At 54.6% G+C, this 13,253-nt stretch carries 10 protein-coding genes; 8 read left to right on the forward strand and 2 right to left on the reverse strand.

Going from position 1 to position 13,253, the window contains the following annotated elements; all coding sequences use genetic code 11:
• The first annotated feature begins 209 nt into the window (after window positions 1-209).
• From HZS80_RS09775 to HZS80_RS09810, 8 genes are all read left to right on the forward strand, one after another.
• A complete protein-coding gene (locus HZS80_RS09775) occupies window positions 210-2,696 on the forward strand; it encodes an acyl-CoA dehydrogenase (RefSeq protein WP_179915956.1) in 2,487 nt (828 codons plus the stop codon).
• 237 nt (window positions 2,697-2,933) lie between these two features.
• Window positions 2,934-4,031, forward strand: a complete 1,098-nt coding sequence (locus HZS80_RS09780; RefSeq protein ID WP_035563647.1) for an ABC transporter ATP-binding protein — start codon at window positions 2,934-2,936, stop codon at window positions 4,029-4,031.
• Window positions 4,024-5,124 (forward strand): ABC transporter ATP-binding protein, encoded by a 1,101-nt coding sequence (locus HZS80_RS09785; protein WP_179915957.1) that lies wholly within the window; start codon window positions 4,024-4,026, stop codon window positions 5,122-5,124. Before HZS80_RS09780 ends, HZS80_RS09785 begins: the two co-directional genes overlap by 8 nt.
• Window positions 5,117-6,004 carry a carbohydrate ABC transporter permease gene (locus HZS80_RS09790; RefSeq protein WP_179915958.1) on the forward strand — a complete coding sequence of 296 codons (888 nt, stop codon included), beginning with the start codon at window positions 5,117-5,119 and terminating at the stop codon, window positions 6,002-6,004. The genes HZS80_RS09785 and HZS80_RS09790 overlap by 8 nt, the downstream gene beginning before the upstream one ends.
• A 1-nt stretch (window position 6,005) precedes the next feature.
• Window positions 6,006-6,902, forward strand: coding sequence for a carbohydrate ABC transporter permease (locus HZS80_RS09795; protein ID WP_035563637.1), 897 nt, complete (start codon window positions 6,006-6,008; stop codon window positions 6,900-6,902).
• 12 nt (window positions 6,903-6,914) lie between these two features.
• Window positions 6,915-7,187 (forward strand): DUF2160 domain-containing protein, encoded by a 273-nt coding sequence (locus HZS80_RS09800; RefSeq protein ID WP_035563634.1) that lies wholly within the window; start codon window positions 6,915-6,917, stop codon window positions 7,185-7,187.
• Between the two features lie 118 nt (window positions 7,188-7,305).
• Entirely contained in the window at window positions 7,306-9,072 is a 1,767-nt protein-coding gene (locus HZS80_RS09805) for an ABC transporter substrate-binding protein (RefSeq protein ID WP_179915959.1), read from the forward strand.
• Window positions 9,073-9,229: 157 nt separating this feature from the next.
• Window positions 9,230-10,873 (forward strand): glycerol-3-phosphate dehydrogenase/oxidase, encoded by a 1,644-nt coding sequence (locus tag HZS80_RS09810; protein WP_179915960.1) that lies wholly within the window; start codon window positions 9,230-9,232, stop codon window positions 10,871-10,873.
• 73 nt (window positions 10,874-10,946) lie between these two features.
• On the opposite strand, the gene HZS80_RS09815 is transcribed toward HZS80_RS09810, so the two are convergent.
• Both HZS80_RS09815 and glpK read right to left on the reverse strand, forming a co-directional pair.
• On the reverse strand, window positions 10,947-11,171 hold the full coding sequence (locus tag HZS80_RS09815) for a hypothetical protein (protein ID WP_008956668.1): 225 nt from the start codon (window positions 11,169-11,171) through the stop codon (window positions 10,947-10,949).
• Between the two features lie 498 nt (window positions 11,172-11,669).
• The gene (glpK, locus tag HZS80_RS09820) at window positions 11,670-13,157 is read right to left on the reverse strand and encodes a glycerol kinase GlpK (protein WP_179915961.1); all 1,488 of its coding nucleotides are present in this window, start codon (window positions 13,155-13,157) and stop codon (window positions 11,670-11,672) included.
• Window positions 13,158-13,253 lie beyond the last annotated feature (96 nt).

Here is a 13,253-nt window from a genome sequence, read left to right on the forward strand (position 1 = left end):
CCAAACGCTATGGCTTGCCGCCATGGCGTTTTTTTTGGCTACGTTAAAGGAACAAGCTGCGCCAAACGTGCCTAAAAACTTGCGTGTGATAGCCCCCATCTGCCAATATTCAAACAAGTGTTCGACTCAATATCTCAACAACCATGTTACTCGCGTTTTATTAACAACAGTCGGCCTGCAACAGTGGCCAGCAAAAAGAGAGATAACCTATGCTCACCCTACTTCTGATCGTGCTCGCCATTGTCGGCTTGCTCGTGGTCATGCGTCGCGAAGCAGGCGCCCCCGCGGCGCTAGCTGTACTTGGCGTATTAGGCCTTGTTGGCCTACTGTTTGACGCGGAAATCATTGGTGGCCTGCTGCTTCTTGGCGCTGCGGCAGTAGCCGTGGCAGGCCTGCCCGCGCTGCGTCGCAAGTGGCTTACTCCACGCCTATTCGCCACCTTTAAGAAAGTCGCCCCCAAAGTGTCCGCCACCGAGCGTACGGCCCTGGAAGCGGGCAGCGTCTCTTGGGACGGTGAGCTATTTTCGGGCAAACCCCAGTGGGAAAAGCTGCTCGCCTTCAAAGATGATGGCCTGCGCAACGATGAGCAAGCCTTTCTGGATAATCAGTGCGCCAAAGCCGCGGGTATGTGCAACGCCTGGGATATCGCCCAAGAGCGCGCCGACCTGCCCCAGCAGCTGTGGGACTACCTGAAAAAAGAGGGCTTCTTCGGCATGATTATTCCGAAGGAGTACGGCGGCCTTGGCTTCTCGGCCAAAGCGCAGTCCATGGTGCTGCAGAAGCTCTCTGCCAACGAAACCCTGATGGTCACCGTAGGTGTGCCCAATTCCCTCGGCCCTGGCGAGTTGCTGCTTAAATACGGTTCCCAAGACCAGAAAGACCACTACCTGCCGCGCTTGTCCGATGGCCGTGAAATCCCCTGCTTTGGCCTCACCGGCCCCCGTGCGGGTTCCGATGCCACCTCGCTGCCTGATACTGGCGTAGTCTGCAAACAGACTATCAATGGTGAAGAAGTGCTTGGCCTGCGTCTTAACTTTGAAAAACGCTGGATCACGCTGGCGCCCATCGCCACAGTCGTTGGTCTTGCCTTCCGTCTGTTTGACCCGGAAAAGCTGCTCGGTGACGAAGAAGATCGCGGCATTACGCTGGCGTTAATTCCCCGCGATACCGATGGCATGGAAATCGGTCGTCGTCACCACCCCATCGGCAGCCCGTTTATGAACGGCCCGATTATCGGTAAAGATGTCTTTGTACCGCTGGATACCATTATTGGTGGCCCGGACATGATCGGCCAAGGCTGGCGGATGCTGGTGGAGTGCCTGTCTATTGGTCGCTGCATCACACTGCCCTCAGGCGCGACCGGCACCGCACGCTACGCCCTAGGCTGGAGCGGCGGCTTCACCCGCGTACGTCGCCAGTTCAACGTGCCGGTGGCCGAAATGGAAGGGGTACAAGAGCCTCTTGCCCGCATGGCGGCATTGGCCTATATCTCCCAGGCCACCGTGTATCAAACTGCCAACATGATCGACCATGGCGAAAAGCCTGCGGTGCCCTCGGCCATCCTGAAAAGCCAGTTGACCGAGTTCCAGCGTGTGCTGCTTAGCGATGCCATGGACGTACACGGCGGCAAGGCGGTGACCCTTGGCCCTCGTAACTACCTCGGTATCGGCTATAGCGCCAACCCGGTCGCCATCACCGTGGAAGGCGCCAATATCATGACCCGCAACCTGATGATCTTTGGTCAGGGCGCTATTCGCTGCCACCCTTACGTGCTTGATGAATTGGCCGCAAAAGACGCCAATGACATGCAGGCATTCGATAAAGCCTTCTTTGGTCATGCAGGCTTGATCTTTGGTAACTCCGCGCGGGCCTTTACCCTCGGCTTTGGCATCGGTAAAGCCAGCGTCCCCTTTGATGGCCCGGCAGCGGCCTATGCTCAGGATATTGCCCGTCTCTCCGCTGGCTTTGGCCTGTGCGCCGACGCCGCCATGGCAAGCCTGGGCTCAGCGCTCAAGAAACGCGAAATGATCTCCGCTCGGCTGGGGGATGTACTGTCTAACCTTTACCTGACCTCCATGGTGCTCAAGCAGTGGCAAGCGGGCAGTAAAGTAGAAGGTGAAGAAGCACTACTGCATTACAGCTGTCGTTTCCTGCTGCAGCGTGCCGAACAGGCGTTTGTGGAGATTTTCGACAATCTACCTAACCGCGCGCTAGGCAAAACGCTTAATGCTGTGGTGATGCCGACCGGCCGCCGCTGGAATAAACCTCACGATGACTTGGCTCGCGACATTGCCAGGCGTGTATCCACTCACAGTGCCCTACGTACCAAGCTATTGGAAAACACATGGGACACGGATGACGGTGAACAGCGTAACCCGCTGGCGCGCTACAACGCCCTGCTGATCGATTACGATCGCGCTGAGGCGCTTTACCGCACGGTGAACAAAGCCTATGCCAAAGGCGAGCTACCGCAAACAGCACTGCACCCTGAAGCACGCGTTGAGGCTGGCCTGGAAAAAGGCCTGATCAGTGCCGAGGATGCGGAGTTCATGCGCACCTTTGAGGCCGAAGTTCTGGAAATGCTGACCGTGGACGATTTCGCCTACGATGCCTTTGCCAAGAATAAGTCCACGCTGATCGATCACAACGAAACACCTGCGCCAGCGCCTAAGCAGGCCGAGGAAAACGTTAAGTAATACCTCTTTTTCAAAGCATTACCTGTAAAGAAAGCCGACTCCTGGCATGCAGGAGTCGGCTTTTTTGTGTTCACTTTCTACGCCTAAATGCGTAGTCCGATGGATCAAAAACGCGTTGCAAGTTCGCAAACGATCAACTAGCCTTTCGTAAACGAAAGCGATTAGCCCTAACAAGTCGCATTTAAATAGCACTCTCCAACCGCTATTTCCAATAACAATGACGCTAGCGAGATCGGCATGTCCTTACATTTGCAAAATATCGATCACATCGTTAACGGTGTGCCGCATATCAGTGGCGTTGATCTAGCCCTTGAGCCAGGCTCCTTCAACGTGCTGCTTGGGCGAACGCTCGCCGGGAAAACCACGCTGATGCGCCTAATGGCAGGGCTTGAACCGCCCACCCGGGGCAAAATCATCATGGACGGCAAAGATGTAACGAATGTTTCCGTGCGAAAACGCAATGTCTCCATGGTGTACCAGCAGTTTATCAACTACCCCAGCCTGACTGTTTACGACAACATTGCCTCACCGCTTAAGCTGGCCAAACAGCCTAAAAGCGAAATTGACAAGCGGGTTGGCGAAATTGCTGAAATGCTGCATATCGAACACCTGCTCAAACGCTACCCACAGGAACTCTCCGGCGGCCAACAGCAGCGTACCGCCATGGGCCGGGCACTGGTGAAGGATGCTGAGTTAATTCTGTTTGATGAGCCGCTGGTCAACCTGGATTATAAACTGCGTGAAGAGCTACGCGATGAATTGCGCGATCTGTTCAAAGCGCGTAACTGCATTGCGGTGTATGCCACCACCGAACCCAATGAAGCGTTAGCGCTGGGCGGTAACACAGCGGTGCTGCATGAGGGTAAGCTTCTTCAATACGGCCCTACCGAGCAGGTCTATCGCGAACCGAATGGTCGCTTTAGCGCAGAAATGTTCTCTGAACCCCCGATCAATATCGTCCCCGGCCAATTGACCGACAGCGAAATCACTTTTGACCAAACGTTACACTTTCCCTGTGACGACAAGCTAAAGCGCCTTGAACCGGGTGATTACGACTTTGGTGTCCGCGCTTCGCACCTCACCCTGCAGCCACAACGCGCCGATGACCTGGCGCTGGACGTCCATGTGGATGTAGCGGAAATCAGCGGCTCAGAAACCTTCCTACATGTTCACCACGAACGTTTCCCCTTAGTGCTGCACCTAGCGGGCATTCACCAGTTTAGTGTTAATGAACCCCTGAAAGTCTACTTCCCCACCCATCAACTTTACGCCTTCGACAAGCAGGGCCACACGGTCCATATTCCTGCGCGTCAGGGAGGAGCTGCCCATGGCTGAGATCACACTAAAAGGCTTGGCGCACTCCTACGAAAAAACGCCCAAGGGCGCGGCGGATTACGCCATCCGGCAGATGGATCACGTCTGGCACCAGGGTGGCGCCTATGCGCTGCTGGGCCCATCGGGCTGCGGTAAATCGACGCTACTCAATATTATTTCGGGCCTGCTTGAACCTTCAGAGGGCGACGTGCTTTTCGACGGCCAGCGAGTCAATGAGCTACCCCCTGAAGAGCGCAATATTGCCCAGGTTTTTCAGTTCCCCGTGATCTACGACACCATGACGGTGTTCGACAATCTCGCCTTTCCCCTGCGCAATATGAATACCCCCGAGTACCGGGTAAAACCCAAGGTACTCGAAGTCGCCGACATTCTTGAGTTGACGCCACTGTTGGATCGTAAAGCCAAGAACCTAACCGCCGACGAGAAGCAGAAAGTTTCCATGGGCCGTGGACTGGTACGTGACGACGTCACGGCCATCCTGTTTGATGAACCGCTCACCGTGATCGACCCGCAGCTAAAGTGGAAACTGCGCCGCAAGCTCAAAGAGATTCACGAGCGCTTTAACATCACCATGATCTACGTGACCCACGATCAGCTCGAGGCCTCGACCTTCGCGGATAAAATTGCCGTGATGTATGAGGGTCAGGTGGTGCAATTCGGTACGCCGAGAGAGCTGTTCGAGCACCCCGCACATACCTTTGTGGGTTACTTTATTGGTAGCCCCGGCATGAACTTTATGGCCGTGGAACACCGTGACGGACAAGTGATGTTCGGCGCACAGCCGCTACCGGTTAGCGAGCACATGAAGCACGCCGTCGCCAACGCTAGCTCAGCCAATATCAAGCTAGGTATTCGCCCTGAGTTTATTGCGATTTCCTCAAGCTCTTCAGCCAACAGCGTGCCGATTCAAGTAATTAGCGTGCAAGACCTGGGCACCTACTCCCTGCTGACTTTCAAGCTCAACGAGCAAACCTTTAAAGCCCGCCTGCCTGAAGGACACTCACCAGTGAGTGAAGCGGCGTTTGCGCACTTCGATGCTGCCCATGTGGCGCTATATATCGATGAATATCTGGTGGAGGCTGGCCATGAATAACAAAGTACCCAATAACAGAGCCTGGCTACTGGTGTTACCCATGCTGTTGCTGGTGGCGTTCTCCGCCATCATTCCATTGATGACCGTGGTCAACTACTCGGTGCAAGACGTGCTTGGTCCGAATGCGAGCTTCTTCACCGGCACCGAGTGGTTTAAAAGCATGCTCAACGATGACGCGCTGCAAGCAGCGTTTCTGCGCCAGATTTCATTTTCGCTGATTATTCTTGCCATTCAGATCCCCCTTGGGATTGGCATCGCGCTGATTATGCCCAAACGCGGTTGGCAAGCCTCGGCAGTGCTGATCCTGATCACCTTGCCGCTACTGATTCCTTGGAACGTGGTGGGCAGTATTTGGCAAATATTTACTCGTGGCGATATTGGCTTGATGGGTTGGGGCCTGCGCGAGTTAGGCGTCGAATACAACATCACCCGCAATGCCGGCGACGCCTGGGTAACGATCATTCTGATGGACGTATGGCACTGGACCCCGCTGGTGGCCATGCTGTGCTATAGCGGCCTACGTTCGATTCCCGAAGCCTATTATCAGGCAGCGCGTATTGACCGTGCCTCAAAATGGGCCGTGTTCCGCTATATCCAGCTACCCAAGCTAACCAACGTGCTGGTAATCGCTGTGCTGCTGCGCTTTATGCACTCCTTTATGATCTACGCCGAACCCTTTGTACTGACAGGCGGCGGGCCGGGCAGCGCCACCACCTTCTTAAGCCAATCGCTAACCACGATGGCGGTCGGCCAACAGGATTTAGGACCTTCTGCAGCGTTCTCGCTGATCTATTTCCTGGTCATTCTGCTGGTGAGCTGGGTGTTCTACACCACCATTATGAATATGCAGAAAGACAAATCGCCGCATGGAGGTGCCTAACATGAGCTATCAACTCGAAAACACCCAGCGCGGTGAAAAGTACAACAGCATTTTTAGCAAGGTTTCACCGGCCAAGCGGCGGAACCGCACTGCCCGCGCGCACTGGCGCTCGCGTATCCTGCTTGGCCTTTATCTGGCGCTGATGATCCTGCCCATTTATTGGCTAATCAACATGTCGCTGCAGACCAACAGCGAAATTCTGGGCTCCATGACACTGTGGCCCCAAAACCTTACCTTTGATAACTACATCGGCATCTTCACCAATTCAAGCTGGTACATGGGCTACGTCAACTCGATGCTCTATGTGGCGATGAATATGCTCATCACCATCTGCGTCGCGCTACCCGCCGCCTACGCCTTTAGCCGCTACACCTTTATTGGCGACAAGCACCTGTTCTTCTGGCTGCTGACCAACTTGATGGCTCCCCCCGCCGTCTTCCTGCTGCCCTACTTCCAGCTCTACTACTCAGTTGGTCTGTTCGACACCCATATTGCTGTCGCGCTGGCTCACTGCCTGTTCAACATCCCGCTGGCCATCTGGATTTTGGAAGGCTTTATGAGCAGCGTGCCTAAAGAGATCGACGAAACCGCTTATATCGACGGCTATAGCTTTCCACGCTTTTTCGTCAAGATCTTTATCCCCATGATCCGCTCCGGCATTGGCGTCACGCTGTTCTTCCTGTTCATGTTCTCTTGGGTAGAACTGCTGCTGGCCCGGACATTGACCGCCACCGACGCCCAGCCCATCGGCATGATCATGACGCGCACCTCGACAGCATCGGGAATTGACTGGGGCACCCTGGCCGCCGCCGGTGTACTGACCATTATTCCCGGCATTCTGGTGGTCTATTTCGTCCGTAACCATATTGCCAAGGGCTTTGCCCTGGGCCGTACCTGAGGAGATCTCGCTATGTCTTGGATGGTATGGACAGTACCCACCGCCATATTCTTTTCATCGATCGCTGCCATGTTGGCGGGGATGACAATCTGGGAGATTTTGTCGCCCACCATAGAGCGCAAAGGGTTTTTACCCATTGCCACCACTCGCGGAGACCGGCTATTTATCGGCCTGCTCTCGGCGGCCTTTATCCACCTGGGAGTGATCGGTTTCACCTCACTATCTATTTGGATTGCACTAGCAGTATCAGCCGTATGGCTACTGGTTTTAATGCGCTGGGGCTAGCCCTTGAGACAGCTTCTTGAGATAGCCCTTAACAAGTTGTTGAAAAAGCAATTCAGCGTTTATTCGGTATCAAGGACGGCCAAGCCATCAAGGAAGAACACAACAAAACGAGGTCACCATGCAAAAGCACGACAATAAATCCAAACGGACTAAGTTCAAACTGACAACCCTCGCCGCCAGCTTGCTGCTGGCATCGGGTACGCTGTCAGCGCAGGAAGAGGATGCCCGCGCCATTGCTGAACGCTTGGTCGATGAGCACTTCCAGAACTCTACGCTAAGCCGTGAAGAGCAGATCGAAGAACTGATGTGGTTTGCCAAGGCTGCCGAGCCTTTCCGTGACATGGACATTCAAACCGTGGCGGAAGGCCTCACTACTCACGTTTATGAAAGCGAAGTGTTAGCGGAAGCCTTTAGTGAGCTGACCGGTATCAATCTGACCCACAACATCATTGGTGAAGGCGATGTCGTAGATACCATGCAGAACCAGATGCAGTCGGGCAACAGCATCTATGACGGCTTCGTCAATGATACCGACTCCATTGGCACGCATATCCGCTATGGCACCACCATCAACCTCTCTGAAGCGATGGAGAACGAGTGGGCCGACTACACCCTGCCCACGCTGGACCTGGATGACTTCATCGGCCTGCAATATGGTACCGGCCCAGATGGCAGCATCTACCAGCTCCCGACCCAGCAGTTCGCCAACCTCTACTGGTTCCGCCATGACTGGTTCACCGACCCCGACCTGATGGCCCAGTTTAAGGAAATCTACGGCTACGAGCTCGGCGTACCGACCAACTGGACCGCTTACGAAGATATCGCCAAGTTCTTCACCGAGGACGTGGGTGAGATAGACGGCACCAAGATTTACGGTCACATGGATTACGGTCGTCGTGATCCGTCACTAGGTTGGCGTTTCCACGACTCCTGGCTCTCCATGGCGGGCATGGGCAGCCAAGGGGTTCCCTTCGGTAACCCAGTGGATGACTGGGGTATCCGCGTCAATGAAGATAGCCAGCCGGTAGGCGCCAGCGTTAGCCGTGGCGGTGCTACCAACTCGCCGGCCTCCGTGTTTGCGATGCAGAAAGCCGTCGATTGGCTACGCGACTACGCACCTGAAGAAGCGCAGGGCATGACCTTTGGTGAAGCAGGCCCCGTGCCCGCGCAAGGCCATATTGCCCAGCAAATCTTCTGGTACACCGCGTTCACAGCTGACATGACCGACCCCTCGGTTGCCGTGACCGATGATGAAGGTAATCCGCTGTGGCGCATGGCTCCTTCCCCCACCGGCCCTTACTGGGAAGAAGGTATGAAAGTTGGCTACCAGGACGTGGGCGCATGGACGTTCTTCGACTCAACACCGGAAGACCGCCGCACCGCCGCTTGGCTATTTGCCCAGTTCACTGTGGCGAAAACTACCTCGCTGGAAAAACTCATGCACGGTTTAACGCCGATTCGTGAGTCTGACATCTTCTCTGAGCAGATGACCGAGATGGCGCCGAAGCTGGGCGGCTTAGTTGAGTTTTACCGCAGCCCCAACGAGTCGAACTGGACGCCTACCGGTACCAACGTACCTGACTATCCGCGCATGGCACCGCTGTGGTGGCAGAACCTTGCACCGGTCATGAGTGGTGAAGTCACACCCCAGGAAGGTCTCGACAAGCTAGCGGCAGACCTGGACAGCACCATGAACCGTTTGGCCCGCGCTAACGTCTTCGACAGCTACGCACCTGTACTTAACGAAGAGCAGGATCCACAGGTCTGGCTGGATCAGGAAGGCGCCCCGAAAGCCAAGCTGGATAACGAAATGCCGCAAGGCACCACCGTTCCTTACGATGAAATGATGGAAGCCTGGATGGCCGCCGGTACGCGCCAAGAGTAACTAAGCTTAATATCAGTTGAGTTTAGGAAAAACTACGCGTCAAAGCTTGCAGGGCGGGCAGTCGCCCGCCCTGCCAAGGGTTTCATTGGCGGTATGCCAGAGCAAAAGAGAGAACACCCACTGCAACCGGGCTATTGATTGGTTAATTGGATCCGCTATGAAACTGCGAAATAGAAACATTGAGAAGCTACCTAACGAGACCTTTGATGCGCTGATTATCGGCGGCGGCATCAATGGCGCTGCCACCGCAGCAGCACTGGCTGGCAAAGGCGCAAAAGTTGCATTGATTGACCGCGGCGACTTCGCTGGCAGCACCAGCATGCACTCCTCAAACTTAGTGTGGGGAGGCATTAAATACATGGAAAGCAAGGATTTTGCCCTGGTTCGCAAACTGTGCAAAAGCCGCAATCACCTGATAAAAAGTTACCCTTCCACGGTGCAGGAGATCCGTTTCCTGACCACTATTTCAAAAGGTTTCCGCCACTCTCCACGCTACCTGTGGGCGGGCACCTGGCTTTACTGGCTGATGGGCAACGGCTTTACCAAACTGCCGCGCCTGCTCTCACCGAATAAAATCAAGCAGGAAGAGCCAATCATCGACATTGGGGGGGCCGTTGGCGGTTTTGAGTATTCTGACGCCTACCTGCACGATAACGACGCTCGATTTGTCTTCAACTTTGTTCGCCAAGCGCTTAACTACGGTGCGATTGCCGCCAACTACGTCGAATCACTCGGCGCCGAGAGCCAGGATGGCCTGTGGGTGACCAAGGCACGCAATGTGATGGATGGCAGCACTTTCGATATACGCGCCAAGGTACTCATCAATGCGGCCGGCCCGTGGGTGGATCAGCATAATGAGCTGACCGGCCAAAAAACCACTCACCACCACCTCTACTCCAAAGGCATTCACCTCATCGTTCCGCAATTAACGGATTCCCAGCGGGTGCTGGCGTTTTTTGCTGACGATGGCCGATTGTTTTTTGTCATTCCCATGGGTAACCGTACCTGCATCGGGACTACCGATACCCATATGGAGCATCCTGAGGTGGAAGTCACCGCTGACGATATCGCCTTTGTGCTGGAAAATATCAACAAGCGCCTGACCCTGGCCAAGCCATTGAGCCAGGACGACATTATCTCTACCCGCTGCGGCGTACGGCCATTAGCGATCAAAGATGATCAAGGCAACGATCGAGACTTTCTGCAGCTATCGCGCAAGCATGTAGTCGACACCAATGCCGAAAGCGCGCATATCAGTATCTTTGGCGGCAAGCTGACCGATTGCTTGAATGTGGGTGATGAAATTGCCGAAGAGATCAGCCAGTTGGGCGTTACCCTCACAGACCCTAAATTCCACTGGTACGGCGAACCACCCAACCCCGTCAAGCAGCAGTTTATGGATCAGGCCAAGCGCATGAACCTGGATGCCATGACCGCCCAGACCTCATCTGAGCTGCTCTCCACACGGCTCTGGCGGCGTTATGCCGACCAGGCTATTCAGATGTTGGAAAAAATCCGCCAGGATCCTGCCCAGGGTGAAATTCTAATTGAGGGCACCGAGTATATCCGCTGTGAGATTGAGCATGCCCGTGACCACGAGATGATCACCCAGCTTGAAGACTTTCTACGCCGACGGGCCAAGGTTTCGCTGGTTGTGCCCCATGAGCAGTTGCGCCATTCAAACGGTCTGAAAGAAGCCTGTCGGGTATTATTTGGCGACGACGCGGAAGAGCGTTTTAACAGTTACTTCGAACAACACCGGGACACATCACTGCCTTTTACACCCATGGCCAATGCTTAATTGTCTATAAAACTAAAAAGCCCCCCTTATATCAACAAGGGGGGCTAATGGTTATTTAAGCAATTGGTTTATTTTACTCTTCATCTTCAATACGAAGTTGAGAGTCTCCCGCGAGCACTTCATCCCAGGCCTCTTCCAGTGTGCAGCCTGAACGACTATCCACCGTGTCGATAACCTCAACCGCATGTTGCAGTGACTCACGATTACCCTTCAGCGCCACAACCAACCTGGCGAGATCTTGCTTGCTGAAGGAGCTGGCGATGCTATTGGCTTGTTGGCTCAGTTCAATGCAGTTCATTATTACTACCTCATGGTATGGTCATCCGCTGCCTAACCGCCAATCGGTTTAAAAGCAGCCATCTTAATTAACGACGTATGGTGACGTTGCTACTCATGCTGGGCCGGATAAGTGCCCAGTTCGGTAACTGCGAAACGGTCACAAGCGTTACAAGACCTTCGCCCTTTAGCGCTAGGGTAATACTGAAGCGCTATCGTTCTGTAGCAGGGATTAGTTCAGTGATTCGGGATAACGAGTCACCTTCCTGATCCATGACCTCACTATGGGCTACAACAGGAAAGCTCACAATGCGTCATTGGCCGCAGGCATGGTTGTAACTCGACTACATAAACGCTCAATAAGCGTTAATGGTGTTAAAGACTTTCATGAGGGGCGCTAAAAGCGAAAAAAGGCGGCCAATGGCTTAATTGGCCGCCGCATTATAAAGAATCGAAAGAGTGAATAGATAGTGTGCTTAAGTAGGGGTGCTGCCCTTATTAGTTGAATTCAGGTCATTATCTAAGGCGTAGAGCGGACTCTCGACACTGCATCCAACCAACCCTGGTAAAGCTGCTCACGTGTGGCTTCTTCCATGGTGGGCCTAAAGCTCTTCTCACAACGCCACAGCTGTTCGATCTCTTCCAGAGTTTGATACCAGCCCAGGCGCAGACCCGCTAAATAAGCAGCCCCCAGCGCGGTGGTTTCCAATATGGTGGGGCGATCCACCTGCACACCCAGCATATCGGCAAGAAATTGCATCACCCAACTGTTTTTCACCATGCCGCCGTCAACCCGTAAATTGCCCGGCGGCGCCTCCATATCGTCATTCATGCAGTGCTGCAGGTCACGAGTTTGGTAGCACACCGCCTGGAGCCCCGCGGCGACTATTTCAGCAATACCGGTATCGCGGGTTAAACCAAAAATCGCGCCACGTGCTTTTGGGTCCCAGTGCGGTGCCCCTAAACCGGTAAAAGCTGGCACCAGATAAACGCTATGCCCACTGCGGGTCTTCTGGGCCAGTGCTTCGGTTTCTGATGCATCGGCAAACAGATTCAGACCATCGCGCAACCACTGCACCGTCGCCCCGGCCACGAAAATACTGCCTTCCATCGCATAGGTCGGCTTACCGTTAAGCCGGTAGCCAATCGTGGTCAACAAACGATTACGCGAAAGCGAGGGCGTCTCACCGGTGTTCACAATCATAAAGCAGCCGGTACCGTAGGTACTCTTGCCCATCCCCGGCTGAAAGCACGCCTGCCCGACCAACGCAGCCTGCTGGTCCCCGGCTACCCCTGCGATGGGAAGCGGTGCGCCTAGCCAGTGCGCCTCGGTAGTACCGAAATCATCGCTGGAATCTTTCACTTCGGGCAGTAAATTGGCGGGTATATCGAATAGTGCCAGTAGCTCGTCGTCCCACTCCTGGGTATGGATATTGAACAGCGCGGTGCGAGACGCGTTGGTAGCATCGGTGACGTGCTGCTGGCCGCCGGTCAACCGCCAGATTAGAAAGCTGTCGACGGTGCCGAAGGCCAGTTCCCCCCGTTCGGCGCGCTCACGTGCGCTCTCGACATTCTCCAGCAGCCAGGCAAGCTTGGTCGCCGAGAAATAGGGGTCGATCAGCAGGCCAGTCTTGGCTTGAACGATCTCGGTATGCCCTTTATCCCGCAGCGATTGGCACAAATCCGAAGTGCGGCGATCCTGCCAGACAATGGCATTATAGAGCGGCTTGCCGGTTTTTCGTTCCCACAGGATGGTGGTTTCACGCTGGTTGGTAATGCCGATACCGGCAATCTGGTCTGGCGTAATCTCGGCCCTGGCCATCACTTCTCGGCAGGTGGCCACCACCGTTTCCCAGATATCTTCTGGGTTGTGCTCGATCCAGCCGTCGTGAGGGAAGTGCTGGGTGAATTCCTGCTGAGCGACGGCCGCCACCTGACCTTCGCGGTCAAAGAGAATAGCGCGCGAGCTGGTGGTACCCTGATCAATGGCGAGTATATAAGAGGACATATCGAGTTCGCTTTGTTGTATTGTCTTTCGATTTTGTTGACTTGCTTTCGCTTTATTATGTTTTAAGGCTACTCCAGCCGCTCGAAATGCTCAAGG

This window comes from Vreelandella glaciei, from assembly GCF_013415125.1.
GTDB lineage: Bacteria > Pseudomonadota > Gammaproteobacteria > Pseudomonadales > Halomonadaceae > Vreelandella > Vreelandella glaciei.

Excerpts from the sequence above, each read along its gene's own strand:
- HZS80_RS09775 (WP_179915956.1), top strand. The coding sequence starts at position 210 with ATGCTCACCCTACTTCTGATCGTGCTCGCCATTGTCGGCTTGCTCGTG.
- HZS80_RS09780 (WP_035563647.1), top strand. The coding sequence starts at position 2,934 with ATGTCCTTACATTTGCAAAATATCGATCACATCGTTAACGGTGTGCCG.
- HZS80_RS09785 (WP_179915957.1), top strand. The coding sequence starts at position 4,024 with ATGGCTGAGATCACACTAAAAGGCTTGGCGCACTCCTACGAAAAAACG.
- HZS80_RS09790 (WP_179915958.1), top strand. The coding sequence starts at position 5,117 with ATGAATAACAAAGTACCCAATAACAGAGCCTGGCTACTGGTGTTACCC.
- HZS80_RS09795 (WP_035563637.1), top strand. The coding sequence starts at position 6,006 with ATGAGCTATCAACTCGAAAACACCCAGCGCGGTGAAAAGTACAACAGC.
- HZS80_RS09800 (WP_035563634.1), top strand. The coding sequence starts at position 6,915 with ATGTCTTGGATGGTATGGACAGTACCCACCGCCATATTCTTTTCATCG.
- HZS80_RS09805 (WP_179915959.1), top strand. The coding sequence starts at position 7,306 with ATGCAAAAGCACGACAATAAATCCAAACGGACTAAGTTCAAACTGACA.
- HZS80_RS09810 (WP_179915960.1), top strand. The coding sequence starts at position 9,230 with ATGAAACTGCGAAATAGAAACATTGAGAAGCTACCTAACGAGACCTTT.
- HZS80_RS09815 (WP_008956668.1), bottom strand. The coding sequence starts at position 11,171 with ATGAACTGCATTGAACTGAGCCAACAAGCCAATAGCATCGCCAGCTCC.
- glpK (WP_179915961.1), bottom strand. The coding sequence starts at position 13,157 with ATGTCCTCTTATATACTCGCCATTGATCAGGGTACCACCAGCTCGCGC.